The organism is Pedobacter cryoconitis, assembly GCF_001590605.1.
GTDB lineage: Bacteria > Bacteroidota > Bacteroidia > Sphingobacteriales > Sphingobacteriaceae > Pedobacter > Pedobacter cryoconitis_A.
In genome coordinates, this window is the sequence record NZ_CP014504.1 from 1,734,125 (window position 1) to 1,760,339 (window position 26,215).

Here is a 26,215-nt window from a genome sequence, read left to right on the forward strand (position 1 = left end):
TAGTGTAGATAAGACAATATATATCAGGAAACTCCCTAGTCCGGAATGAAAAATAAATAAATAAATTTACATCAGGTTAAATTCGACTTTAAGAACGGCGGTAAGTTTCTTTACGGCAGTGACCAGGTGGGCATCCACAGTCTTGATAGAGATATTCAGGATCGCAGCTGTTTCTTTATAACTCATTCCATCTTCTTTGACCAGCTTAAAAACAAGTTTACATTTGTTTGGCAATGCTTCGGTTGCTTGTTCCAGTTTCTTCTTCAGCTCATCGTTGATCAGGATCTGTTCTGGATTCAAGCTATCCAATACGATTTGTATATCAATATCCTCCAAAAAGATCAGTTCTCTTTTGGCATGTTTATTTAAAATATTTAAGCAAAGATTACGCGCAATAACAAAGCTATAAACTTTAATATTTTGTATTTCAGGAAGTTTTTTTCTGTTTTTCCAAAGCGTGATCATCACGTCATTTGCCACCTCTTCTGCCAGTTCTCTTGATTTTAAAAGATAATAACAGAAGCGATACAATGCAGGAAAAAGACTTTTAAAAAGCTTTTCATAGGCATTTTCACTATCATATAAAGCTATATCACAGATCAGATGAGATAAGTCTGCAGCAGGTTTAAGCATCGGGATATATTTGGTTAACTCAAATTTAACAATTTAACCATACCATCCAAATCTCTTCTGCTCCACAAGAAAAAGTTTGTGTTTATACTTCGTTGAAATTAGTTGTAACAGGGCTCGTTAAATGTACTCAGGCTGGGATGTGAATTTTTTCGCAGCTGTATACTTTCAAAATAATAGAAAAACATAGCTTTAACATCTTGACTCATAGGCTGAAGACCTTCAATCCAGGAAGTCAGGCTTAACCTGTCCACGCCTGTATCACGGAGAATATCTTTCAGTGTGATCCCCATATTCAGCATTTTATCACTGATCCAAAGCGGTTCAACCTCATCTACTACAGCAGGTGTATAAGCTATAGGATGAACTGTTACTGGTATATTCTCTATAAACCTTTCAAAAAGATCCTGAGTAATGGAGATGAGTTTTGGGATTTCTACAGGATGGCCGGATTTGCATTTCCACTGCCGGGTTTTTACTTTTAATGCAGAAGATCTGGCATTGATAATTTCAAAACTGATATTAAATTGATTCAAATATTGTTTAGCGGCTTCTTCCAGTCTTAACAGATCTATATGCCTGACAATTCCTACTAATTTATAAATGTCTTTAATAATTTCCATTTTACTAATTCACAAAGGGATTCTCAATTCCTTATCCCACCATTAAAGTTATAGTTTAGGTTAAATTGCTTGAGCCTGGTTAATAAACCTATCTGCAATCTCTTTGCGCCAAACTACTCTAATTTTATGATTCTGGCAAACAAAAAAGCCTGATGTTAAGGTTAACAAACTACAAGCCTTTTTGTTATGAATTATTTTAAAACGTTTTACTTTACAGGTTGATTATTCCTGCAGATGGTGTTTTTCTCTGGCAAAAGATAGAGAAAAAAGCTAACCAATACCAAGAGGACTACATTGACGATAGTGGCCATTTGATAAGCGGACAGATAAGCCTGCAACGTTCCGGACTTTCCTGATACATAAAAGAAAATCCCTCCTACTATACCAATTCCCAAAGCAATTGCCGTTTGCTGAAAAGTAGAGAAAGTCCCTGAGGCAGCACCAGCAAATTTTGGTGGGATACTTTTCAGTGCCATAGTTAGTAAAGAAGGTAATACAGCGCCACAGCCTATGCCATAAATAAAAAATACGGGCAAAAAGATCATCCGGCTCACAGCTGCCGATTTAAAAAACAGGATATGCAGCACCAGGGCTGTTACCATGATCAGGACACCACACTGCAAGACCTTTTTTCCATAAACTGGGATCAACTTTATGGCGATAACCGAGGCAAGCACATATCCTATCCCTTGAAAAACAAAGAAAATACCTGTTTCTGAAGAACTGATCCCAAATCCGGTTTGTAAAAGGACCGCATTGATCAGGAAATAAGAATCCTGCGCCATGAAATAAAATAAGACTGCACAAAGGCCTATATTGAAATCCTTATAACCAAATAGCCTGACATTGATCAGCGGTTCTTTTCTTTGGAGAAGTTTTCTCTTTTGATCATACAAAAAGACAAACAACAGGACAATTGAGGCACCTATCAGGACTATACTCCACCAGGGCCAGCCTAGTTCCGCTCCACGGATTAAAGGATAGATCAAGCTAACCAGGGCTACAGTCAGTAGAATTACACCCGTATAATCAAATTTACCCGTTTTTGTTACCGTATTATCTTTCAATAGCTTTGCAGCCAGCAGGGCTGAAATAATGCCCAGTGGAAGGTTAATCAGGAAAATTAAGCGCCAGCCCGCAATAAAGAAATGAGTGTCCGGTAATACGCCGCCTAGAAACTGACCAATCACGGATGCGGCCCCCGCTATACTTCCATAGATCCCCAACGCTTTAATACGTTCTTCGGGAGAAGGAAAGATCAGCTGAATATAAGCAATACCCTGTGGTACCATAAAAGCAGCACTGATTCCCTGAAAGAAACGGGCTGTATTTAATTGAAAAGCTGTTTGAGAGATTCCGCAGAGCAGCGAAGCGAAAGTAAAAGATAGCATCGCAATGATAAATACTTTCTTTTTACCAAAGTAATCTCCTGCCCTGCCACCGGTAATTAAAAATGCAGCATAACCCAGCAGATATAAAGCAATAACGAGTTGTATATCACCATCTGTGCCATGAATTCCCCTTTTGATAGAGGGTATAGCCACATTGACGATAAAAATATCAATGACAGATAAAAAGACCGAAGAAGAAAGGATAAGAAGTACTATCCATTTAGAAGGTTGCTTGCTCATTGCTATTTTAATGTGTTTTTTATGGGTATGCGCGTTCGATTATGGTTAACTTTACCGCGCAAAGATGGAAGCTCAATTGAAGTTAAACAAGTAGTTTGCCGGACAATACTAAGTATGGAAAACAGTACTAATGATGACCCTCAGCCGGTTATAAAACAAGAAAATTACGGGCAGCCGGAAGATAACTGTTCGATGACAAACGCATGGAAAGTTATTGGCGGGAAATGGAAACTCCTTTTACTAAATGCAATCCGCCAGGAATGTCCTGCAAGGTTTGGAGCGCTCCGGAAAAAGATGCAGGATATTACACAAACTACCCTGACTGCACAATTACGTGAACTGGAACGTGATGGCATTATTTCCAGAAAAGCTTATGCAGAATCACCACCTAAAGTAGAATATCAGCTTACTGAACTGGGGCAAACACTGATCCCGGTGATGCAGGTCTTGTCAGATTGGGGCGATAATTATTGCCAGGTCATTAAATTTAATCCTTAGCGGCCCTCCGTGCTTTATTCAGGCATACACTAAACTTCAATCCTTCCTAAAACTTTAAACTTACTATGGATCATACCAACAAATCGTCTGCTACAAAATATTACGTGATTGCCTGGGTTTTCGGCCTTCTTTTTTATTTCCTGGATTATGTGATCAGGGCTGCTCCGGCAGTGATGATCCCTCAATTATCAGCAGTATTCAATGTTTCTACTCTGGGCCTGGTATCCATTATAGGCACTTATTATTATACGTATTCCACTTGCAGTTTGATTGCAGGGATCGCGCTCGACAGGTTTGGCGCAAAATATTCTTTGTTTGCTGGTGCAGTGATTCTGGGAATTGGCGCTTTACTCTTTGTTATTTCCAGCGAATTTGCCGGGAATACTGGTCGTTTATTGCAGGGAGCCGGTTGTGCATTTGCTTTTCCGGGCTGTGTTTACCTGGCTACCAAAGGATTTTCTGCCAAATCGTTAGCTACAGCTATTGGTTTTACGCAGTGTATAGGGATGCTGGGCGGCTCTGCCGGACAATTCGTAGTTGGCCCTTTAATAGAAAAAGGAGTTGATCAGAAAATATTCTGGATTGGTGCAGGTGTTTTTACGATTATCGTTGCTTTCGGATTATTACTGGTCATTCCAAAAGCTAAAGAAGAACAGAAATCGACTAAACAATTGCACTCAAAAGGATTTTTAAGTCCTTATAAAGTGGTATTCTCTAATGCTCAGTCCTGGCTTTGCGGAGTTATCTCAGGGCTTTTATTTGCACCAACTACTATTTTTGCGATGACCTGGGGTGTAGCTTTTTTCCAGCAAGACAGAGCTTTCAGTTTCCATGATGCCACAATTGCTTGTGCAATGGTGCCTATGGGCTGGGTATTTGGTTGTCCGCTTCTGGGTTACCTGACTGATAAAATTGGCCAGCGTAAACCTGTATTAATTGGTGGTGCAGCGCTGATGATTTTAAGCCTGTTACAGTTATTGTTTTTGCCAGACCTGGTACCAGCTTATGTGAGTACGTTTATGTTAGGTGTAGCTTCAGGAGCAGCAATGATCCCCTATTCGATTATCAAAGAATCTAATCCCGATCATGTGAAAGGAAGCGCTACCGGAGCAATCAATTTCATCACTTTTAGTGTAACGACATTAGTAAGCCCATTGTTTAGCCACTACTTTGGTAAAACATTAACTGGTGCAACAGCTAAAGCCAGTCATTTTCAGTCTGCCGGGTTATTCTGGGTTGCGGGAATTGCGATCGCCATTGTGGTGAGTTTGTTGCTGAAGGAAACCGGAACAAATAAAGCGGAGAAAGTATCAGTAATAGTATAGATTTTTTACTGGATTCCGGGTATTTGTGGCTGGGTACTGTAGGGGTTGTGTTGTAGGTTGAACTAGGGTTGAAGTAGCATTCAACTACCCTTGAAGTACCTCAGGCTACTTCAATCCTACTTCAACCCTAGTTCAATACTACTTCAATGTGTACCACAACCCCTACAGTACTAGGCCACAACCCCTGCAAAAATGGTTTTTCCAGCTCAATAAATCCAGAGGTGTCCGCGTACCCATAGTTGTGATTTCTTTATCAGTAATTTTTGTTTTCATATCAATTGATATATTTTTAATTAAATAACACTTAAATAATATAACTTTAATATTACATGAGTCTCTTTACCTAAATATTAATCAACCTATGAAATTCAGAAATCTACTTTTCGCCAGCTGCTTGTCACTGGCATTTGCATCGTGCTCGAAAAACACTACGCAAGACCTTAGTCCATCAAACCCATCTGGCCAAAGCGCTTCAAATCAAGCTACCGCTACTGTCATCACTGAAGACTTCGAATCAGGAAGCAAAAGTTCTTATGCTACCGGAGATGTGACGCTAACTACTGGTTCATGGAAGCTGAATGATGCACTGATCGGTTCAACAGCAGCCGATAACAAAGCAGGTACAAAATCTGTACGTATCCGTAACAATGGTATTCTGGGGATGAATTTTAAAGTGAGCAGTCCAGCTTCAGTATCCGTTAAACATGCTTTATATGGAACTGATAACTCTTCTACATGGCAATTATGGGTGTCAGGTGATAACGGCAGCACTTATTCACAAGTGGGCGCTACCATCACGACTTCGTCAAGCCAATTGGCCACTGCTACTTTTGCAATCACTAAAACTGGTAACCTGACTTTCGAAATCCGTAAAGTGTCGGGTGGTACTGCGCGTATTAACATCGATGATGTCAGTTTTAGTACAGGTGGCGGCACTCCTCCTACCGATCCGGGTACTGATCCGGGTACAGGTACACCGGGTAATGCTGCTGACAATAACAATTTATTGCTGGGAAACCCAACCAATGCACAACCAAGTATCAATTCAACAGCGAATTACCTGATGGACCAGACTTATTTCACGGAGTCTTATAACAGAGATAAAGGTACGCCTAACTGGGTATCATGGCATATTAGCAGTACTGATCTGGGCAGTACTTCCCGTTCTGATAACTTCAGAGCAGATATTAACCTGCCTTCTGGCTGGTATGGTGTAAGCAATACAAGCTATTCTGGTTCTGGTTTTGACCGCGGGCATAACTGTCCTTCAGGTGACCGGACTTCAAGCAGCGCTGCAAACTCAGCTACGTTTTTAATGACGAATATGATCCCGCAAGCGCCTAAAAACAATCAGCAAACCTGGGCAACTCTTGAAAATTACGTACGTTCTTTAGTGACTGCTGGCAATGAAGTTTATGTGGTTATGGGTTCTTATGGATCTGGTGGTACAGGTTCAAACGGCTTTCAGACTACGATTGATGGTGGAAAAGTAAATGTACCTTCCCGTGTTTGGAAAGTTATTGTTGTAATCCCGAATGGCAACAATGACCTTTCACGCATTACGACTGCAACACGCGTGATTGCTGTAGATACACCAAACGATCAAAATACAGTTAATCCAGACTGGAAGCAATACCTGACTACTGTGAAATCTATTGAAACAGCTGCAGGCGTTAACATTATGTCTAATGTAAGTCAAAGCATACAGACGGTTCTTGAAAACCGTACTGATTCGGGCACTTAACCAAAGCAGCGATTTAAAAAAGGGGAAGGAGACTGTATAAGTTTCATTCCCCTTTTTTAATTTATCACCAGATGTAATTACTAATATATTTAGTAAAATATTGGTTATAACGACTATTTTTAGCATACATTTGTGTAAAAATAAATCGTTTTATGGCAGAGAAACACATCATACATATGGATCAGGACTCTTTTTTCGTCTCTGTCGAAGTCCGGAAAGATTCAAAACTAGCTGGTCTGCCGGTTATTATCGGTGGTATTTCTGATCGTGGTGTGGTGGCCTCCTGTAGTTATGAAGCCCGCAAATTTGGCGTCCATTCTGCCATGTCTTCCCGTATGGCAAAAATGCTTTGCCCTCATGCTATTTTTATTAAGGGGAACATGGATGCTTATTCTGAAGCTTCACAAGAAATTACTGAAATCTTAAGGTCCCGTGTTCCGTTGATTGAAAAAGCAAGTATTGATGAACATTATATAGATATGACCGGAATGGACCGTTTCCATGGTACACTGCAGTATGCCCATGAATTGCGTCAAACGGTAATCAGGGAAACAGGTCTGCCTATCTCCTTCGGTTTATCCGTCAACAAGACCGTTTCCAAAATGGCAACCAATGAATGCAAACCGAATGGAGAGCTTGATGTCATGCAAAATGAAGTACAGCCATTTCTCAACCCATTATCGATTAGAAAGATCCCCGGACTAGGTGAAAAAACCTTTATGAAACTCAGTGATATGGGAATAAAAAAGATTCTCACCCTATCACAGATTCATCCGGATCAAATGGTCAGTCTGCTCGGTAAAAATGGACTTTCTTTGTTGCAAAAATCGAAAGGTATTGATCAGTCTGAAGTTATCCCCTACCAGGAGCAAAAAAGTATAGGTACACAATGTACTTTTAAGGCCGATACGATTGATGTGGAAACTATCAATAACCTGATTACCTCTATGGTGATGGACTTGGGGTTTGAATTGCGGCAGAAACAGAAAATTGCAGCTTGTATTACAGTAACCCTTCGCTATTCCAATTTTGAAGACGTGACTAAACAGGCAACGATTTCTTATACTTCAATGGACGCGGTGCTGATCTGTAAAGCCAAAGAGTTATTCAAACAATTGTATCAGAAACGTATGCTGATTCGCCTGGTTGGTGTACGCCTTTCTAACCTGGTGAATGGTTTTGAGCAGATTGATCTGTATGAGAATTCGCAGGAGCAATATAATTTATGCCAGGCTATGGATAAAATACGTCAGCGTTTTGGCGGAAAAGCGATAACCATGGCTTCTGTACTGGACTTGAAAATCTAAGCTGATGTACTTGAATGTCCACTCTCATTATAGCCTCCGTTATGGCACAATCGCGGTCCCTAAACTGATCGAAGCAGCCGCGGCTAAAGGGATTACTCAAATGGTACTGACCGATCTGAACAATTCTACCGGGGTAATGGAATTTTGGAGGGCTTGTAATGCAGCTGGAATTAAACCAATTGGCGGATTAGAATTCCGCAGGAATAAAAAATTGCTGTACATCGGTATTGCCAGAAATAAGGAAGGTATGAAGGAATTGAACGATTTCCTGACCTTTCATAACCTCAAGCAGCAAGAATTGCCGGATCAGCCTCCTGTATTTAAAAACTGTTTTATCATTTACCCTTATGTGTATGGGAAAATACTCAGAGAAAATGAGTTTATGGGGATTCGTTTTGATGAATTACACCAGCTTTATGAAAAAGAGATCAAGGATTTCGCGGCTAAACTTGTCATTTTACAACCGGTCGTTTTTCTGGATAAAATAGGATACCGTTTACATGAATATTTGCGGAGTGTTGACCTGAATACACTTTTAACTAAAACAAGCACGGCCGATAAATGCAGTCCTTCGGATACTTTCCTGCCGCCTGGAGAATTGGAAACCCGCTTTAGCAAGTATCCTTTTATCCTGGAAAATACCCGGCAGTTGCTGGATGGTTGTGTGATGGATTATGAGCAGGGTAAGCAGAAACTTAACCGGAAAACCTTTACCGGAAGTATGTCCAGAGACAAAGAATTGCTCGAAGAACTGGCTATGAAAGGTTTAGCAGAACGTTATGGAGAAGGCCATGAAAAAGCATTGGAGAAGGTGAAATATGAACTTAAAATCATTCATGACCTGAATTTTTGCGCTTATTTTCTCATCACCTGGGACATTATTCAGTACTCGGTAAGCCAGGGTTATTATCATGTGGGGCGTGGTTCAGGGGCAAATAGTACAGTAGCTTACTGTTTGAGAATCACTGATGTTGACCCTTTGGAGCTGGACCTTTACTTTGATCGGTTTCTCAATGCGCAGCGAACTTCTCCCCCCGATTTTGATATCGATTATTCGTGGGATGAAAGGGAAAATGTACAGCAGTATATTTTTGAGAAGTATGGTGCAGCACATACGGCTTTATTAGGTACGATGTCTACTTTCAAAGATCGTTCTGTGATCCGGGAAATTGGTAAGGTCATGGGTTTGCCCAAGGCAGAGATTGATAGCTTTACAGACCGTACTCAGGATCTGGCTAATCAGGGTAATCCTACCTTTAAAAAAATCATGGCTGTTGCAGAATTGATGAACAGTATGCCTAACCAGCGCAGTATTCATGCTGGTGGAGTCTTGATTTCTGAAGAACCCATCACTTATTATACAGCGCTGGACCTGCCTCCTAAAGGAATGGCTACCGTACAATGGGATATGTACGAAGCAGAACTGATTGGTTATGACAAATATGATATTTTAAGTCAGCGCGGTATTGGTCACATTAAAGAAGCCGTAAGACTGGTGGAGCAGAATCTGGGTTTGAAAATAGATGTGCACCAGGTTAAGAAGTTCATGAAAGACCCGGCGCTGAATGCCAGACTGCAATCCGGGAATACAATTGGTTGTTTTTATATTGAATCACCAGCAATGCGTCAGCTGCTGGCCAAACTCAAATGCGACAATTACCTTACACTGGTTGCTGCAAGTTCTATCATCCGGCCTGGTGTGGCACAATCGGGTATGATGAAGACTTACATTCAGAATCACCATCAACCAGAAACCGTGAACTACCTGCACCCGGTCATGAAAGAACAGATGCAGGAAACCTATGGGGTGATGGTGTATCAGGAAGACGTGATTAAAGTCTGTATCCACTATGCCGGGATGAATAGCAGTGATGCCGATATATTACGCAGAGGAATGAGCGGAAAATACCGTTCCCGTATGGAGTTTGATAAGTTAATTGATAAATTCTTTGCAGGTGCCAGTAAACTGGGACGTGAAGAAGTAACCACTAAAGAAGTGTGGCGACAAGTTTCTTCATTTGCAGGTTATAGCTTCTCTAAAGCACATTCTGCAAGTTTTGCAGTAGAAAGTTACCAGAGCCTGTTTCTGAAAACTTATTATCCGATAGAGTTTATGGTGGCTGTACTGAATAATTACGGCGGTTTTTATTCCCGCTGGTTATATGTACACGAACTGCGTAAGGCTGGTGCACGCGTACATCTGCCTTGCGTGAATAAGAGTACTCCGGTAGTCTCCTTAAGTGGAGCTGATGCCTACCTGGGCTTTATTGGGATACTGGGACTGACGTTAAAATTGATGGAACAGATTCCTGAAGAACGGCACAGAAATGGAGATTACCTTGATTTAACTGATTTTGTAAAACGTACAGCAATTAGCCTGGATCAGGCAATTATACTGATTCGTACCGGAGCTTTACGTTTCACCGGGCGCAGCAAAAAGGAATTGCTTTGGGATGTACATTCTTTACTTGGCTCTAAAGTGAAAGTGCAGAATCATGCACAGTTATTTGAAGCAGAACACAAACATTATCAGCTGCCCGAATTCGTGAATACAACATTGGAAGATGCGTACCACGAGCTTGAATTACTTGGTTTTCCACTTAGTCTTTCTTCTTTTGATTTGCTGCAAACTGATTACCGCGGACATCCGCAGACCAATGACCTGTTTAGTTATGTGGGGCAGATTGTTAAAATGGTTGGTCTTTATGTTTGTGAAAAGACGGTGCATACCAAGAACAATAAAAAGATGTGGTTTGGTACTTTCCTGGATGCAGAAGGCAATTTCTTTGATACCACTCATTTTTCAAGCAGTACTCCATCTTATCCGTTTCGTGGAGCAGGTTGTTACCTGATTTTAGGTAAAGTAGTGGAAGACTTTGGTTATCCGAGTGTAGAAGTGATCAAATTTGCCAAGTTACCGATTGTCGGTAATCCTGTATTGGAATAATACTATTCATTGATAATCAGCTGTGCATGATTTACATCAATTGTGATCTTTCTTCCGATCCAGCTAAGTGAAACGATACCATCATAAATCAGCCCTTCCACAAAAGAAGCTTTTTGGTTTTCCAGTTTTGCTGAAGGAAGGTCTTTAAGGGCTATGGATTGCAGGTTAGTTGTGTAAATTTTGGTTAATACAGCAGGGTTAAAATCACTTGGTTTAGTGGTCACTTTCACGTTTACAGTATCTGTACTGTCGATTCCCAGCACAGGCATATATTTAGAGTTGATGCGGTAAACGTTATTTCCTGAACCACTATCTATAGAAAATTGCAGGTTTAGTTTATCGTTGATATTAAAATAAGCAAACATATCCAATGATTTATCTCTGGATATTTCCAGTTGTAAGGCAACCGTTTTGCCGTTGGTCTTCAGCGCATCAAAGCTTTTTGGCGTTTCAAAAATCAGTTGTTTATTGGCATAATCCAGGGTCACTACTTGCTTTTTGAAGCTCATTAAAGAAATCAGTCCGTCTATCGGGCCAAAGTCCACATCGAAAATTGTCAGCACCGGATGTGTTTCAGTAAAACTTCCTATAGTCAAAGAAGTGGCATCATAAAGATCGGCATCCAGCTTTTCTCCGGTCGCTCTGAAGGCCGTGTAACCTCCATCCTGCTTGTTTAATCCTTTGATTTTAGCTGCGAATTTTTTGGTGACCAGCGTTAAGCCAGCACCGGTATCGAATACAAAATTGCCTTCAACACCATTAATTTTTGCTTTGACCATCACGTGTCCCTGGTTGGTTATGGTAATCGGAACAGTGGTCTGTGCTTGTAATGTCTCGCTGGTTAATGCGATAAAAATCAGGAATAATAAGGATTTTAGATAGTAGGACATTGATTCTGGCATGAAAAATGGAAAGTGGAAGATACAAAAAGAGGATTAAAAAAACTCTACCTTTAAAAAATATTATATAACGATCATTCTACCTTTTAAATGCAAAATAAAGCGCTCAGATACTTGATATTACTTTTAACGCTATGTTGTTTTTCTTCTTGTTTTCAAATCATTGAAGAGATTAATATGGCTAATGATGGCTCAGGAACAGTGAACCTAACGGTTAATCTAAGTGCGAGCAGAGCTAAAGTAGCCTCTATTATGCTTTTAGACAGTGTCAATGGGTATAAAGTACCGACCAAACAAACTATTCAGAAAGAAATGGACGAAATAGTTGCCTATTTGAAAAAATCCAAAGGGATTAGTAACGTTAAAAAGAAAGTAGATTTCGATAATTATATCGTGAGCTTAAGCTTCGCTTTTGAACAGGTTTCTAATATTAACAACATCAACCAGAGCGTTCTTAAAAAGTTAAAGATTAATGCTGTAAACAATTCTTCGTACAGTTATAATCTAGCATCGAGCACTTTTCAACGCAATTATACCCATACTAAAGAAGCAGTTATACAATATAACAAGCTGAAGCCAGCAGTGAAAAATGTGTTTAAAGAAGCGACTTATACCAGCATTTACAGGTTTGAAAAACCGGTGGTCAGTTCCACTAATCCGCTAGCTAAAGTCTCTAAATCTAAAAAAGCAATTTTGCTGAATACGGGCATTCTGGGCCTGATTAACGGTAAAACCAATATCTCTAATCAAATTATCCTGTCTAAATAATATTTTATAATATATCATTCTCATGAATCATTTTTCTAAATGTGCCGTTACTGCTATTTTTTCTATAGTTGCGCTGGGTGCAAATGCACAAAACCTGGTCCATAAAATCCCGGCAGATGCCAAAGCTGTGGTTACCCTTAAAGGGGACAACCTGATCGAACTGATGTCCGTAAAAGAGTTCAATACTACTTTTCTGGGCAAAAAAATGCTGGGAAAAATGCCTGAATCTGTGAAAGGCCAGACTAAAACTATCGAAGATTTTGGGATTAACCTGTCTTCGGTTTTTTATTATTATAACCAGAGTAATGATAGTGTAAGTTATAACTGTGTCCTTGCCCCTGTTAAAAATTCAGGACAGATAGACGATTTATTCAAACAGTCTGACAAGAAATTCACGGTAAATGCTCAATTGAGATCTTTTTATAACCATGATTCTACAGAAGTGGTGGTATGGAATGATGAAATGCTACTCTTTGTAAAGAGCAGCGGAAAAGAGTCTTATTTTTCCAGACCAGAAGTGAGCAAAAGATTAGGTTTACCAGATTATAGTTTAATAACAGATACTGCGGCTACTGCGACTGATTCTGTCTATGTCGGGAATGATTATACAACAACTGCAGATGCTGCGATGACAGCCGCAGAACCGTATCCGGAAGCGCCAGTGGTCAGGAAAAAGAAAACTGCTGTTCGCAAACATAAGAAAGCTGCTGTTCGTCAACATAAATCCGGGCACCATAGTCTTCCAAAGCATAAAACGTCAAAGAAATATCCGAAAAGAAAAAAGATAAAGAAAGCGATCAGTATTGATGAGCAACCTTTTAAGGATGAGAGTTATGCAATAGTTGACACCGCTAATTCGGATAGTATTATGGATGAAAATGTTCCGGTTTCTGCTTATGCACAGGATATCGAAATTGATACCGCTACAATAAATGCAAATAAACGGATCGCAGCCATTAAGAATAAAGAAGTAGCCAGCTGGACAAAAAAGATGGTATCTGGTTTCTTTTTGAAGGATAAACGTAATTCTATCTTAAGCAATAAAGATTTTGTTAAAAGTATAGATGAAAAAGCAGAAGTTACCGCATGGATTGCGAATACTGAAAAAGCGGTACTGGATTTTATGCCAACAGCAATTTTTAAAGGAATCAATGTGCTGAACGGTTATGGAAGCGCGAATGTGAAACTTTACCTGGAAAAGGATGCCATCAGAATTGGTTCATCGATTACTTTAAGTAACGAAATGGCAGAAGCCTTTATCAAAATCAATAACAGAAAGGTAAACAAGAAGTTTCTGAACTATGTGAACGAGGATAAACTTACCGGTTATATGGCTTATGCGTTGGATACTAAGGCTTATTTGCAGGAATATCCTAAGTTAATCAACAGAATGTACGGTTCAATCTATAAGGATGAAGCTGATATGGCGACCGATTTATTTTCACTGTTACTGGATGAGGAAGCGGTTAGTAAAGTAATTAAGGGTGATGCGCTGTTCATTTTCAATGGCTTAAAGCAAAATGAGGTTACTTATAAAACTTATGAGTACAATGAAGATAATTTTGAGAAAGACACGGTCACCAAAACTAAAAAAGAAACTTCTCCTGATTTCCTGCTCCTGGTTTCTACGGAGGATACCAGGTTATTAAATAAATTGATTGCTTATGGAGTTAAGAAAAATGTAGTTAAGGATCAGCATAGTTATTATGAGATCTCTACACTAAAAACACCCATGCCTCTTTATTTTGCAATTCATGATGGGATTATCTTTGTCGGAACAAACGTAGATGAGATGAAACAGATTGTTAATAATCAATACCAGGCTAAGGTTTCTGCTAAACATAGGGATGCAATTCTGAAAAGTAACTTCTCTGCTTATTTCAGTGCTAAAAGGCTGGCTGGAAAGATTCCTGCCAATGGAGTGACCAATCCTCAACAGTTGATCAAAACGAACACACTCCTAAACTCTTTAGGAGATATTTATCTGAAATCTAACCAGATGAAGGGAAATGTGTTTTCTGGTGAAATTAGCATGGATATCCCGGCAAAGCAGGAAAATGCGCTAAAATATTTATTCTCTATTGCTGAAGATGTAGAAAAATAAGGATGAAGAAGATATTTATAACAGCAACAGGTATAGTTTTACTGTTGCTGTTAGCTGTTTACGGCTTACTTCAATATAGACAGTACAGTTCTTATCAGAACAGGATTCATCAGCATGCTGCGCTGATTTTTAAAATCAATGTAGATCATCTGGTGAAAAAGAGAGGTTTGGGCAACTTAAAAAGTGACTCTCGTGGATTTGGTGTACCTGCTAATATCTTTGTTTATACAGTTAGCAATAAATCAGCATTGACATTTTTCTGTTCTCTCCCGGTAACCGATACCGTCGAATTAAAGGCTTATCTTAAAAAAGTATTTAAGATGAATCATTTTATAGTGGATGCGCAGGGATCAGTCTGGGGAAATAGCCAGGATCAAAGTATAAAAATAGCTTATGATGACAAGAACGTAGTGCTGTGTTATTCTTTATTAAAGGAAAATGTAAATGATATTATGGGAGAACTGCTGGCGGGGAAAAGCTTTTTAGCAGATACCGCTGATCAGGTTGTCAGGCTGAAAAAGGAGGACGCTCCTATTGTTTATGATTTCAAAAATTACTCCGGACAGGCAAGCTTTGCTGATCACCGTATTTTATTAAATGGGACATTTCCTGTGGAGGACTTTGGAGTAACAGGTACTTTGAACCGTCCAGTTGCTTTAGCTAAAGGATTAAGTATTAATGCGTGGGTAAATGGGGATTTAAGCAGGTTATTCACTAAGGATATCAGGTTCAGAGATTATGTACTGGAAAGGGATTCCCTGTTAAAGTACTACAAAGGATACGCGGCTATTGAAGTTGGAAATCCTGTAAACCAGTCTCAATCTGTAATCAGCTATACTTACAATGATGAATTTGAGAAGGTTGAACAGGTGGTTCAGAAAAAGGTTAAGGTTCCGGAAATTACTTTATCCTTAAAAGGAAATATAGCATCATTGGTTCATTACTTGCAAAAGAAAAAGGTTATTGCATCTGAAAATCAGCTGAATAAAGAATTGTTTCCTTTGTATGAAGTGTATGGTCAGTATGATAACCGGATGTTACAATTGAGTACGAATAAAGGCAGGCCAATGCGTTCTGCAGTTGTAACTACTCCTTATTTTCTCTTTGCGGAACTGGATTTTGATCAAATCAGAAAGCAGAACCAATTTCCTGTGTTTAATAGCTATATCAAAGATCTGAGTTCGTTGAAGGTGAAGGCGATCAAACAAAATCATCAGGTCGGAAAAGTTGAAATTGAACTGAAGTTTACGAAAGAGATCAGTTTTTAGCAACAGTAATTCTCCTTTCAAAAGCTTAAGGTGTGTCTTAATTATTTAAAGTTTCGCTGCATCTTATCCTTTAAATCCTGGCTGCATCTTATTGTTTAAACCTTGGTTGCATCTTATTCTTTAAAGCTGCGTTGCATCACTAAAAAGGAACCAGGCAATAATTAAGGTGATGAAAATGTTAAACAGTTGTGCTAATAAAAATGCGTACAATGGCTTCTTATTCTCATTCTTAAAAAGATCTTTAAAGTTAGTTTCCAGACCGATACTGGTGAAAGCAAGTGTAAACCATGCATTTTGAAGGTTTTTAAGGCTATCCTTTACCGGAGCTGCTGTAGTTGGCGATAAAAAGAAGGAGAAAACTACTGAAGCACCTATAAAAGCGAGTACAAATTTAGGAAACCGCTCCCAGATTACTTTTAAAGTAGGTTTTTCTACGACATCGCTGCCCTTCGCAGTTTTATGATAAGACCAGTAAATGCTGATGGCAAAAGCTGCAATTCCGAGCAGCACATTCTGTGAAAATTTAACAATGGTACTGATTTTTAACGCTTCCTCTCCTACTAAAGTCCCTGAAGCGACTACCGCTCCCGTCGTATCAATACTACCACCCAGCCATGCACCGGTTACTTGTTGCGGGAAAGAGAAATAAGCCGCGATATAAGGCATGAAAATCATCATAGGGATTGCAGTGATGAGCACCATAGAAATCACGTAAGAAAGTTTTTTAGGATCACCTTTAATGGCTCCTGAAGTAGCAATCGCAGCAGAAACGCCGCAAATAGAGACTGCACTGGAGATCATCATGGTCAATTCATCATCTACTTTCAGTTTTTTACAAAGCCAAAATGCAAAGTACCATACAGAGAGCACTACAATTAATGCCTGTATTAGTCCTAGTGAGCCTGCTTTAAGGATATCTGAGAAGATAACTGTGGTTCCTAGTAAAACAAGCCCGATTTTAACAAAAAGCTCTGTAGACAGCGTGTCTTTGAACCATTGGGGAAGTTTAAAAAGGTTACCGATAATCAGGCCGATGGCCAGACTAAAGATCACCGCTTCGAGGTTAATTGATTTGATAAATGAATTACCGGCTACAATGAGGGCAAAAATGGTGAGCAGGTATACTGCCGGAAAACTGATTAGAAAATTCCTGACTGGTTTGCCGGTGAACATTGCGCCAATTGCACCAACTATCAGTACAAAAATAAACTGAATGAAGATTGTCGTTAGGTTACCTGTATTAAAAATGGCCGTTCCAAGTTCAGCAGGACTACTCCATTTATAGACTGGTACTGGTATTATATAAAAAACAAGGGAAAAGAGAATAACAAGAGATCCCAGGATAACTACTGTCCAATCTTCATGGAGAGGTTTGATTTTATCAGTCATTGGTCACAATTAAGGTCAAGCTTACAGTTGGTTAAGCACTCTAATATATTAAAATTTAATACATAAGAAGTGTAAGACTACTTGATATTCAAACTCCAATCCGTTAGTGGATATTTATTTTGACTTTATTATTTATAATTTTTATTGCCCCCTAAGTGTGAGCTGGCAAACCTGCAAAGTAGCTATTGCTAATCCGATAAAGGCACTTAAATATGGCTGGAAGCAGGTTTAAATAATCAAACCGTAAAACTACTTCAATTAAAAATTGCGTATTTCTACGTTGTGAGTTCTATATTTTTCTACTCTATATTTGGATCATCAAACCCCAAATATTCGAAAGATGAAAGATCTACAAACGCTCAAATTTTATTGTTTAAGGTATGAAGTTAGTGCTATTGAAGAGTTAATTGACAGCTCTGATGGAATAGATAACTTTGTATTTTCTTACTATTATCCGGCAGCTGATCAGGCAGGTAAACCGCTGCAATTAGTAGCTTATGCGCACATGGTGAATTCTGCTTATCCTGATGGTATTTATAGTACTTATTATGATACCTTATCAATTGATGACAACAAAATCGAGGAAATCTGCGGTCCTGTAATACTGAGTAATAATATCCTCTCACTAGCTCAAATGCTGGAATTAATTGATTATCCTGAAAAACCTGATTATTTAATCCTTGTTCCGAATGTAAATTCAGACAGACATATATATTACAGCGTAGAAGCGCATTACAATAATGCTTCAGTTGCTGGCAATACTGCACAGAAAACGGCTTTATTTGGTCCCCCACCTAAAAATACGAATCCATCCCCTCCTGCTACTTAAAATCAGGAAAATGCTACATTATATATTACATATACTACAAGTTATCCTGGATTGGTCAGAAGTTTGGGCATTATTGATTCCAGCTGCCATTTCAGTCTATAGAAAACAACCGGTCATTCATCGACCGGTTGTTTTTTATATATGGATTGCACTGCTCATCAATAGCTGTATAGATATTGTCTGGAAGTTTAGAACCCTGCTTCCCCTGAGCTTCAGTTCAAACAATTGGCTGTATAATTTACACTCAGTGGTAACGTTCTTTTTATTCAGTTCATTTTTTATTGGCCTTGAACAACCATTTTTAGTAAGAATAAAAAAAATAGTTCTAATTGCCTTTATCGTTTTTCTAGTAATCAATTTTATGTTTTATGAAAACTTTTTTGATTACTGGAGATTGAGTAGCAGATTATTGTCAGTTGAGGCAATTTTATTGTTGTTTTACTCACTCAGCTATTTTTTATTTAAGGTTCACGAAAACGTTAATGTGAATATATTCACGAGTGACTTCTGGATCGCAACCGGACTTGGTTTGTATGTAGCTGTTAATTTTTTTATTTTTCTTTTATACAATGAACTAACTGTGCACATGATAAATTTTGCGATCAATTTATGGAATGTCCATAATATCTCTTACATCTTTTTTAACTTCTTTATTGCTAAAGGTTTTTATGACTCTGGTAGACATTGATATCAGACTTTTTCTTGCAGTGGGTATTGCAGCAATGCTATTGTTGTTTATTAGCTTTTTGTTGATTTTTATATTTACGCAACGCAAGAAATTACAGTATCAGAATTCTCTTCAGGCTTTAAGTGAGCAGCAGAGGAATCAACTGATAGAAGCGGCTATCAAAAGCGAAGAAGCCGAAAGGCATCGTATAGCCGAAGAATTGCATGATGAAGTAGGTGCAATTCTCGCCTCTTCAAAGTTACATTTCAATAGTATCAAATTAGGTGCAGGAGAATACAATCAGGAGATCTACAATAAAGCCAGAGAATTACTTGAAGATGGAATTAAAAAAGTAAGAAATATATCACATAGCCTTCATTCTGCAATTCTGCAGGAGTTCGGTTTAAATGAAGCCATTAGTCATTTTGCCTTAAAAATCACACATGAATCCCTGATTGTGGTTACCGTTGAGCTTGATCATGTCAATCATTACCCGATGAAAAATGATATCAGCGTTTACCGTATCATTCAGGAATTGCTCAATAATATTATTACCCATGCACATGCGACTAAAATCCATCTCATTTCTGAGTATACGAACCAGGAATTAAACATGAGAATTTTACACAATGGTATGGGCCTGACTCAACAGCGTTTTGAAGAACTAAGGTTTGAAAAAAATGGACTGGGTCTTAAGAACATACAAAACAGAGCCATTTTCCTCCGTGGAGAACTTATATTTTCTCAACAGGATATGGGTTATCAAATTGATATTCACATTCCAATTAACTAGATAATACATGAGCACAATAAAAATAGCAATCGCAGATGATTATGCCATATTCAGGGATGGTCTAAAAGTAGGTTTAAATCAGGATAAGGCTATGGAGGTAGTTCTGGAAGCCGGAAATGGTACTGAGCTGCTTGATGGGTTAGCGCAGCAGAAGGTAGATGTCATTTTGATGGATTTAAGGATGCCGGGGATGGATGGTATGGAAGCTACTAAACAAATCAAAAAACACTATGAGCATATCAGGATCATTGCGGTCACCTTACATGATGAGGATAGTTTTGTAATCCATCTGATGGAGATTGGTGCACATGCTTATTTATTAAAGGATGCTAATCCTGTCGAAATCAGGGAGGCAATTTATGCGGTACATTTAAATGGTTATTATTTTAATGACCTGGTGAACAAGGCATTGTTGAAAAAGATCATTACCAAGGGGAATTTCAAACCAACCTTTAAGCATAAGATTGAATTATCGGAGCGCGAACTGGAAGTCCTGCAATTAATTTGTGATGAGAAGACGGCTATCGAGATTGGTACGGAAATCTTTTTAAGTCCTCGGTCTGTAGAGGGGATCAAACAACGCCTGATTGATAAGATTGGTGTCCGCAATACTGCAGGCCTGGTTTTGTTTGCTGTAAAAAACGGGCTGATTTAACCCTCCGGCTAAGTAGAATTACTTGTTATTTTCTTTGCGTAGATCTACTATGGCTATTTTCCTGTGATCTTCCGTCCTTTATATTGTGCAATGAAGCTTCAAATTAACGCACCTAAAAAAAACTATTTTATTTAAAAAGATTAAATTATGGCAAAGTTAAAATTAACTCACGCAGAATTAGCTGCACTTGATGCCCTTATTGCAGAGATGCAAGGTGGCCACGAAGGGATCGAAGCGGAAATCGGAGATGTTAAAGCATTCATTACCGCAGTTGTAAAAGTAACCGCTAAGGCTACCAGAGTTGCAGTAAAAGCAACTCCTTATGTGACTGACATCGTAGAAGTAGCAACTGCTATTTTAGGTAAAGAAACTCATGATGAAGCAAGCAAATCATTAGAACAACATGCTAAAGCTGGTATCAATGTTCAGCAACTAATAGAACTTCGTAAAAAGTTTAATTAATTACTGTTTTAAGGGCGGGCGTGATTGCACCCGCCTTTAAAATCTAATCCTCTTCAATATGGCCACAGATATCAATATTATTTATGAAGCTATAGTCGCAAGTTTTCTTGCCATATGGTTTTTGCTCACCGTTTTATGCCAGTTCAGAAGTACTAAATTTTCTAATTATATCAGGCACACGATTGATATTTTCGGTTTGGTTCCCTTATGGACATTCTTTGCACCTAATCCTGGAAAAAGTGATTATCATTTATTATACAGAGATAAAATTGATGAAGAGAATAACAGTGAATGGGAAGAAATGGATATCACTGAAGAGCGTTCTTTGTGGTCCTGGTGCTGGAATCCAGATAAAAGGGATAAAAAAATATTATCAGATGTAATTCAAAGTTTGATTTCTAGTATTCCTCATTATAAAAGCGCTAATGGATATGATTTACTCATGTTTTCCATGCCATATTTAATTGTATTGCATGCGGTAAGTAATTGTGAATGTCAAAATGGGACTGCCCACAGACAGTTTATGCTTGCCGAAACCTCAGGATATTTGAAAGAGAACCCCCCTTCTGTTATCTTATTATCTGTATTTCACGAAATATAAATTTGAATTATGATATCACTTATAGAAACCAATCAGCTTGTTCTGCTCATTTTAAGTATTGGATTGTTTATTTCCACTATGGAGTATATTAAAAAAATTGAAATCTTCTCTTCTAAAGGTTTACTATCCTGGAATGTAATGCAGTTGCGTTGGGAGACGAAAGATCAACACTCGTTCTTTAGCCCGCTGTTCAAGTTGTTTAATGAGAAAGGGCTAATTGTTATTTTTGGGTTGAGATGCCTGATTATTTTTGCACTGCTATTTTTTCCTCTGGAAAGTATCTATGGATGGATTTTAGTTGGGTTACTAGGTGGCAGTCTGTTAGCAAGTTCCATGATCACGTTTTATGGAAGTGATGGTTCGGATCAGATGAATATGCTGATTATTATCACGCTTTTTCTTTGTCATTTCCCTTTGGGGACTGGTTCCCGTTTAGAAACAATAGGGCTTTGGTTTATAGCGTTACAAACTTGTCTTTCTTATACGGTAGCAGGTATTGCTAAGCTTGCTTCTGCAGAGTGGCGTGCTTCTACGGCGATTAAGGATGTCTTTTCTACTAAAACTTATGGTTCACAATGGGCTGCGCTATTGATGAAAAAATATCCGGGGCTCAATGTCTTTTTGTGCTGGAATGTGATGATTATGGAAACCTTATTTCCGCTATGCTTGATTTTACCTTTTAATTATGCACTGATTTTTATCATCTGGGGTTTCCTGTTTCATTTATTTACAGCGATCATTATGGGTTTAAATTCATTCTTCTGGGCTTTTATGGCTGCATATCCCGCATTGTTTTTTGTCAATCATCAGATTCAATCTTATTTGTATTAATCAGAAAATAGCAATGTTATCAGCTTTAAACGGAAAAAAAGACATTATACTATTTGATGGAATTTGTAATTTCTGTAATAGTTATATCAATTACGTCATTAGCCATGATCAGCATAACCGGTTCGTTTTTGCTTCTTTGCAAAGTGAGGTCGCAAAAGAGTTATCGGCCATCCACCATATCGACTTGCAGGATCTGAATAGTATAGTGGTCATTCACAATAAAAGGATCTTTACCCGTTCTGATGGGATTATTCACATTGCCAAACACTTAAAAAGCAGGTGGTCATGGTTGTTGTTGTGCGTTGAGTTTATTCCGCGTTCTATCCGGAATTATGGTTATACTTTATTCGCCAATCGCCGGTATTCATGGTTTGGGCAGATGAATAGCTGTGTAGTTCCGACCCAGGAAATGAGAGAGAAGTTCCTGACCTGAGCCTGAATGGTCGTGTTTTAATACTTACCAGCTCATGATATCCATCACTCTTTTAAATTCTTCTTGTACAGTGGCTTTCAAATGGATATCTTCTTTGGTGACTGGGTGTTTGAAGCTAAGTTCTGAGGCATGTAATAGCATTGTCGTCATTTCCCACTGTTCTTTAAAGAATCTGTTTTGTTTGTTACACCCATGTTTCCGGTCACCTATAATTGGGTAAAAGATATGTGCAAAGTGTTTACGGAGCTGGTGCATACGTCCGGTTGTAGGGGTTGCTTCTACTAAAGAGTATCTTGAAGTAGGGTGCTGACCCAAAGCAATATCGAGTTCTGCTCTTTTTAAGGTAATAAACGAAGTAAAAGCTTCTTGAATTGCACCATTTTCTTTTACTAATGGGTAATCTATATCCTGGCTGTCAGGAGCATAGCCTCTAACAATTGCAAGGTATTTCTTTTGTATTTCTCCATTTTGAAACTGCTGATGCAATGCAATTTCAACATCTTTCTCGAAAGCAAATAGTAATAAACCACCTGTTTTTCTGTCTAAACGATGTACAGGACTTACGCGTCTGTTCACTTGATCTCTTAAGAGCTGCAAGGCAAATTCTTTCGCATCGGTTGCAATGGAGGAACGATGTACAAGTAGTCCGTGTGGTTTATTGATCGCAATGATATGATCATCCTGGTATACGATTTCAAGCATTAATTTTTTTCGCGAATATAGCTTTTTATAAATTCTCCGGGAGATGAAAGTTCTGATTTGCTGTAATCATATCGAATACTTCTTTGCTCAGACGGTCTTTTTGGAAGCTATAGGCAGCAAATTTTTGGGGATAATTTAGTCCGGAAGAATAATAACTAACAAGTTCACCATTTTCAAAAGACATGATTGATTGATTTACCTCTCCTATTTCTGTATATATAAATTCCGAACGGTCGAAATATAAAAAATACGTAGCTATGTTTTTAAAACTCTCATTGAAGTTAATTCTGATATTGCTTCCTGATATATTCATGCCATTTTGTTGTACGATACGAAGAGTGACCCTTTTCATGGATTGTTCAAAGTTGTCCAGAAACAAAACAATTAAAGAAGTATGGTATCCAGAATTTCGGGCATGATCAACTAAATCCTTAAATGATCTGTCATTAAATACAGTTTCAATTACAATGTTCTTTCGCTGTGCAATTGCTGCTGTGGCGAGCTCTTTCGTCCTTTCTTTATAAACATCGGTCATTAAGATTTCAAACCCTTCTAATTCATTAAGACGGGTACGAATAAAAGTAGATTTTCCTGAGGCATTACATCCGGAAACAAAGATCAGTTCAGGTTGAATCATTAGCGATCAAGTTTTTTAATCATAGTATCTTTTATTTGTACCGGCATATCAAACTCATCAATTATGACTTCTACTTCTACAAGATACTTATCACCATTTGGCATCTCTTTGCGCCAGTATTCACCATCTTCTTTGAATCGGGCATAAAACGGATTTCCTAATTCAAAAGCACGCTGCTTACCCAATTCATGCATGTTACCCATGTTCTTTAATAGACGGTCAACTATTGAAACTTTTTTCATATGGATCCGAGGTAAAACTTAGCCAAATATACAAAAAAGCCAAAATATCTTTTAAACAGATTCTTATATTGCCCCATCATGAAATTAGATCAGGGCATCATCAAGAAAAGTAAGTGGATGTGGGAAAATTGTTTGCCTCATATCTCTGTAGACAGCGTAGTATTCGGGTTTCATGAAAACCAGCTTAAAGTATTATTACTCAAAATGAATGTTGCCAAGAAATGGTTATTACCAGGTGGTTATATTCTTAAAAATGAAAGCTTACAAGATGCAGCGAAACGTGTTTTGTTTGAACGTACAGGTGCGGAACGTGTCTATTTACAAGAATTTGGTGTATTTGGGGCAATAAACCGTTCTGAAGGATTCTTTGATGGCTACGAGGATGATTTGTGGTACAAACAACGTTTTATCTCTGCCGGGTTCTACGCACTGGTAGATTACACCGAAGTAAATGTGAGCGCAGATGAATATAGTGAGACTTGTGAGTGGAGAAGTATTGATGATTTGCCGGAATTGGCAATGGACCATCAGTTGATCTATACGAATGCTTTAACTCTATTAAGACAACAATTAAGTTATAAACCGATTGGACTGAATTTACTTCCGGAGAAGTTTACACTGCCAGAGTTGCAAAAGCTTTATGAAACTATATTGGGGAAACCATTAAACAGAGGTAATTTTTATCGCCGTATGATGCGTTTTGATATCCTGATCAAACAAGAAGACCTGCGTAAAGGTGGGGCACATAAGGCACCCTACCTTTACAGCTTTGATCCTCTGAAATATCATGAGTCCCTGCAAGGACTCGATTGGTAACCACTATTTCCAGCCACCACCCAATGCACGGTAAAGATTAACCACAGCTTGCATTTTTTGCAAATGATCACTTACACCGCTTAATTGCGCTGCTAATAAACTTTGTTCTGATGTTAATACATCAGTGTAGTTTGTAGCGGAGCTAAAGCGTAGTAAATCTTGTGTGTAATCAACGGCTTTAACCAGTGCTGCAACTTGTTTAATCCTTGAATCTTCTTTTTCTACCGCAGTCTGATAGGCATAAAGTGCGTTTGAAACTTCTTGTCCTGCTACCAGTAAACTTTGCTGGAAATTATTTAATGCTTGTATTTGCAGTGACTGCGCAGTCTTTAAACGTGCTTTATTTAATCCCTGGTTGAAAATTGGCTGGGTCAACCCTCCTACTAAATTGTAGAAGACAGAATGGTCAAAGAAGTCTTTCAGGGTCAGGTTTGAAAAACCAGCTGAAGCTGTTAAAGTCAAACTTGGATAGAAATAGGTTCTGGCCAGGTTTGTGTTTTCAAAAGCGCCTCTAAAAGCAAGCTCAGCCTGCTGAACATCAGGACGATTCTGCAATAACTGCGCAGGAACACCAGTCGCTAATGCTGATGGAACAGCTTGCGCTTCCATAGTGCTTCTGTCAATAGATCCTGGATTTTCAGCTAATAATATACTAATTGCGTTTTCTGTTTCACGGATACTTCTTTTCAAGTCTGGTATAGAAACTTCGGTAGCATAACGGCTCGCCTCACTTTGAACTACGGCTGCACCATTTACTACTGCCCCTTCTTTCAGGGCTTTCATCGTTTCTACATTCGCAATCCTGCTTTCCAGTGTTTTTTGCGTAATAGCCAATTGCTGATCTAAAGCCAGTAATCCATAATAGTTATTTGCAATATCAGCAATCAATTGGGTCTGTACAGCTTTCTTCGCAGCATCTGTTTCCAGGTATTTTGCTAAAGCTGCACGTTTACTGCTGCTTAATTTGCCCCAGATATCTGCTTCCCACGAAGTACTCATGGATAATTTATAAGTGTTGGTCAGCGTATTGATATTAATCCCGGGAGGAAAGTTTAAACCCGCACTAGACTGTTTACTTCTTGTGGCATTTGCATCTGCACTCAAAGTTGGCAGGAAAGCCAGTTTTGCCTGCTGCAAAGAAGCCTGAGCCTGTAAAATGTTTTGGATTGCATTTTTCAGGTTCACATTCTGATCAAGGCCTTTTTGGATCAGTACTTTTAGTTTTTCATCCGTAAACAGCGTCTGCCATGGCTGTGAGGCCATAGTTGCAGAGTCTGTTACATTTTGTCCGCGATACAATCCATCAGTTTTCACCTGGGGTGTATCGTAGGTTTTCGTTACCGAACACGCACTAAAAAAGGTAGCGGCGACCAGTAAAGCAAAAACCTGTTTGTTATATTTATGAGTCATCTTA

25 protein-coding genes are annotated in these 26,215 nt (G+C 38.7%); 16 read left to right on the top strand and 9 right to left on the bottom strand.

Features of this window, described 5'->3' with window-relative positions:
* Positions 1–66: 66 nt before the first annotated feature.
* From AY601_RS07405 to AY601_RS07415, 3 genes are all read right to left on the bottom strand, one after another.
* Positions 67–633 (bottom strand): RNA polymerase sigma factor, encoded by a 567-nt coding sequence (locus tag AY601_RS07405; protein ID WP_084359149.1) that lies wholly within the window; start codon positions 631–633, stop codon positions 67–69.
* A 98-nt stretch (positions 634–731) separates the two neighbouring features.
* Positions 732–1,253: a hypothetical protein gene (locus AY601_RS07410; protein WP_068398647.1), complete on the bottom strand. Its 522-nt coding sequence runs from the start codon at positions 1,251–1,253 to the stop codon at positions 732–734.
* 206 nt (positions 1,254–1,459) lie between these two features.
* A complete protein-coding gene (locus tag AY601_RS07415; protein WP_068398650.1) occupies positions 1,460–2,884 on the bottom strand; it encodes an MFS transporter in 1,425 nt (474 codons plus the stop codon).
* Between the two features lie 21 nt (positions 2,885–2,905).
* On the opposite strand from AY601_RS07415, the gene AY601_RS07420 reads away from it, so the two are divergent.
* From AY601_RS07420 to AY601_RS07440, 5 genes are all read left to right on the top strand, one after another.
* The gene (locus tag AY601_RS07420; protein WP_232324715.1) at positions 2,906–3,382 is read left to right on the top strand and encodes a winged helix-turn-helix transcriptional regulator; all 477 of its coding nucleotides are present in this window, start codon (positions 2,906–2,908) and stop codon (positions 3,380–3,382) included.
* A gap of 65 nt (positions 3,383–3,447) precedes the next feature.
* On the top strand, positions 3,448–4,707 hold the full coding sequence (locus AY601_RS07425) for an MFS transporter (protein ID WP_068398655.1): 1,260 nt from the start codon (positions 3,448–3,450) through the stop codon (positions 4,705–4,707).
* 361 nt (positions 4,708–5,068) lie between these two features.
* The gene (locus AY601_RS07430; protein WP_068398658.1) at positions 5,069–6,451 is read left to right on the top strand and encodes a DNA/RNA non-specific endonuclease; all 1,383 of its coding nucleotides are present in this window, start codon (positions 5,069–5,071) and stop codon (positions 6,449–6,451) included.
* Between the two features lie 152 nt (positions 6,452–6,603).
* Complete coding sequence (dinB, locus tag AY601_RS07435; RefSeq protein WP_068398661.1) at positions 6,604–7,758, top strand: DNA polymerase IV; 1,155 nt, start codon at positions 6,604–6,606, stop codon at positions 7,756–7,758.
* Positions 7,759–7,762: 4 nt separating this feature from the next.
* The gene (locus AY601_RS07440) at positions 7,763–10,705 is read left to right on the top strand and encodes a DNA polymerase III subunit alpha (RefSeq protein WP_068398664.1); all 2,943 of its coding nucleotides are present in this window, start codon (positions 7,763–7,765) and stop codon (positions 10,703–10,705) included.
* Positions 10,706–10,707: 2 nt separating this feature from the next.
* Here AY601_RS07440 and AY601_RS07445 read toward each other — a convergent pair whose 3' ends face one another.
* Positions 10,708–11,595: a retropepsin-like aspartic protease gene (locus AY601_RS07445; protein WP_068398666.1), complete on the bottom strand. Its 888-nt coding sequence runs from the start codon at positions 11,593–11,595 to the stop codon at positions 10,708–10,710.
* Between the two features lie 123 nt (positions 11,596–11,718).
* Between AY601_RS07445 and AY601_RS07450 the strand changes: the two genes are divergently transcribed.
* The 3 genes from AY601_RS07450 to AY601_RS07460 are packed head-to-tail and all read left to right on the top strand — an operon-like array spanning position 11,719 to position 15,744.
* Positions 11,719–12,372: a hypothetical protein gene (locus tag AY601_RS07450; RefSeq protein ID WP_232324716.1), complete on the top strand. Its 654-nt coding sequence runs from the start codon at positions 11,719–11,721 to the stop codon at positions 12,370–12,372.
* A 22-nt stretch (positions 12,373–12,394) separates the two neighbouring features.
* Complete coding sequence (locus AY601_RS07455) at positions 12,395–14,476, top strand: hypothetical protein (protein WP_068398671.1); 2,082 nt, start codon at positions 12,395–12,397, stop codon at positions 14,474–14,476.
* 2 nt (positions 14,477–14,478) lie between these two features.
* Positions 14,479–15,744: a hypothetical protein gene (locus AY601_RS07460; protein ID WP_068398673.1), complete on the top strand. Its 1,266-nt coding sequence runs from the start codon at positions 14,479–14,481 to the stop codon at positions 15,742–15,744.
* 120 nt (positions 15,745–15,864) lie between these two features.
* Here AY601_RS07460 and AY601_RS07465 read toward each other — a convergent pair whose 3' ends face one another.
* Entirely contained in the window at positions 15,865–17,133 is a 1,269-nt protein-coding gene (locus AY601_RS07465) for a YeiH family protein (RefSeq protein ID WP_068398676.1), read from the bottom strand.
* A 340-nt stretch (positions 17,134–17,473) separates the two neighbouring features.
* On the opposite strand from AY601_RS07465, the gene AY601_RS07470 reads away from it, so the two are divergent.
* The 7 genes from AY601_RS07470 to AY601_RS07505 all read left to right on the top strand — a co-directional run bounded on the left by AY601_RS07470 (position 17,474) and on the right by AY601_RS07505 (position 22,404).
* Entirely contained in the window at positions 17,474–17,962 is a 489-nt protein-coding gene (locus AY601_RS07470; RefSeq protein WP_068398679.1) for a hypothetical protein, read from the top strand.
* Positions 17,963–18,630: 668 nt separating this feature from the next.
* On the top strand, positions 18,631–19,422 hold the full coding sequence (locus tag AY601_RS07480) for a sensor histidine kinase (RefSeq protein ID WP_068398685.1): 792 nt from the start codon (positions 18,631–18,633) through the stop codon (positions 19,420–19,422).
* 7 nt (positions 19,423–19,429) lie between these two features.
* On the top strand, positions 19,430–20,077 hold the full coding sequence (locus AY601_RS07485; RefSeq protein WP_068398688.1) for a response regulator transcription factor: 648 nt from the start codon (positions 19,430–19,432) through the stop codon (positions 20,075–20,077).
* A gap of 147 nt (positions 20,078–20,224) precedes the next feature.
* A complete protein-coding gene (locus AY601_RS07490; RefSeq protein WP_068398691.1) occupies positions 20,225–20,539 on the top strand; it encodes a hypothetical protein in 315 nt (104 codons plus the stop codon).
* Between the two features lie 58 nt (positions 20,540–20,597).
* Positions 20,598–21,140, top strand: a complete 543-nt coding sequence (locus AY601_RS07495) for a hypothetical protein (RefSeq protein ID WP_068398693.1) — start codon at positions 20,598–20,600, stop codon at positions 21,138–21,140.
* Positions 21,141–21,149: 9 nt separating this feature from the next.
* Positions 21,150–21,971 carry a hypothetical protein gene (locus AY601_RS07500; protein ID WP_068398696.1) on the top strand — a complete coding sequence of 274 codons (822 nt, stop codon included), beginning with the start codon at positions 21,150–21,152 and terminating at the stop codon, positions 21,969–21,971.
* Positions 21,972–21,984: 13 nt separating this feature from the next.
* Complete coding sequence (locus AY601_RS07505) at positions 21,985–22,404, top strand: thiol-disulfide oxidoreductase DCC family protein (RefSeq protein WP_068398699.1); 420 nt, start codon at positions 21,985–21,987, stop codon at positions 22,402–22,404.
* A gap of 24 nt (positions 22,405–22,428) precedes the next feature.
* On the opposite strand, the gene AY601_RS07510 is transcribed toward AY601_RS07505, so the two are convergent.
* Genes AY601_RS07510 through AY601_RS07520 form a run of 3 tightly spaced genes read right to left on the bottom strand, consistent with a single transcriptional unit; the run spans position 22,429 to position 23,985 of the window.
* On the bottom strand, positions 22,429–23,106 hold the full coding sequence (locus tag AY601_RS07510) for a pseudouridine synthase (protein ID WP_068398703.1): 678 nt from the start codon (positions 23,104–23,106) through the stop codon (positions 22,429–22,431).
* A 25-nt stretch (positions 23,107–23,131) separates the two neighbouring features.
* Complete coding sequence (locus tag AY601_RS07515; RefSeq protein ID WP_068398706.1) at positions 23,132–23,743, bottom strand: zeta toxin family protein; 612 nt, start codon at positions 23,741–23,743, stop codon at positions 23,132–23,134.
* Positions 23,743–23,985, bottom strand: a complete 243-nt coding sequence (locus tag AY601_RS07520) for a hypothetical protein (RefSeq protein ID WP_068398709.1) — start codon at positions 23,983–23,985, stop codon at positions 23,743–23,745. Before AY601_RS07520 ends, AY601_RS07515 begins: the two co-directional genes overlap by 1 nt.
* 78 nt (positions 23,986–24,063) lie before the next feature.
* Here AY601_RS07520 and AY601_RS07525 point away from each other — a divergent pair, with 78 nt between their 5' ends.
* Complete coding sequence (locus tag AY601_RS07525) at positions 24,064–24,801, top strand: NUDIX hydrolase (protein ID WP_068398711.1); 738 nt, start codon at positions 24,064–24,066, stop codon at positions 24,799–24,801.
* A 3-nt stretch (positions 24,802–24,804) separates the two neighbouring features.
* Here the strand turns inward: AY601_RS07525 and AY601_RS07530 are convergent, their stop codons facing one another.
* The gene (locus tag AY601_RS07530) at positions 24,805–26,211 is read right to left on the bottom strand and encodes an efflux transporter outer membrane subunit (RefSeq protein WP_068398714.1); all 1,407 of its coding nucleotides are present in this window, start codon (positions 26,209–26,211) and stop codon (positions 24,805–24,807) included.
* Positions 26,212–26,215: the final 4 nt, after the last annotated feature.